Origin of the sequence: Brochothrix campestris FSL F6-1037 (assembly GCF_000525915.1) — a bacterium.
Taxonomy (GTDB): domain Bacteria; phylum Bacillota; class Bacilli; order Lactobacillales; family Listeriaceae; genus Brochothrix; species Brochothrix campestris.
This window is the reverse complement of sequence record NZ_AODH01000088.1, coordinates 1-712: the sequence shown is the minus strand read 5'-3', so window position 1 is coordinate 712 and position 712 is coordinate 1. Positions and strand designations below refer to the sequence as shown.

1 pseudogene is annotated in these 712 nt (G+C 47.5%); it reads left to right on the top strand.

What is annotated here, in order from left to right:
* A pseudogene (locus tag BCAMP_RS14075) lies at positions 1-712 on the top strand (hypothetical protein); the annotation flags it as partial.

The following is a 712-nucleotide window of genomic DNA, read 5'->3' as shown; positions in this document are numbered from 1 at the left end:
TGCGAATCGTGATTGCCAACGCCCTCAGTAAGTGGGTGTACAGTGAGCCAGCCAAGGTGACGGTTAAAGCCGATCAAACAACTGCTGAATTACAAGACGTGTCGTTATATGTCGGTCAAGCATACGATGCAGATGCCCCGTTCAAACGAGTGTTAAATAAAGACGGCCAAGCGATAAACGCGAAGGATGTGCAGTATTACTATGTGAACAATGTGTTGACGAAGGAGTTAGACACCACTAAACCAGGCACACATCAGGTACGAATCGTGATTGCCAACGCCCTCGGTAAGTGGGTGTACAGTGAGCCAGCCAAGGTGACGGTTAAAGCCGATCAAACAACTGCGGAATTACAAGACGTGTCGTTATATGTCGGTCAAGCATACGATGCAGATGCCCCGTTCAAACGAGTGTTAAATAAAGACGGCCAAGCGATAAACGCGAAGGATGTGCAGTATTACTATGTGAACAATGTGTTGACGAAAGAATTAGACACCACTAAACCAGGCACACATCAGGTGCGAATCGTGATTGCCAACGCCCTCAGTAAGTGGGTGTACAGTGAGCCAGCCAAGGTGACGGTTAAAGCCGATCAAACAACTGCTGAATTACAAGACGTGTCGTTATATGTCGGTCAAGCATACGATGCAGATGCCCCGTTCAAACGAGTGTTAAATAAAGACGGCCAAGCGATAAACGCGAAGGATGTGCAGTA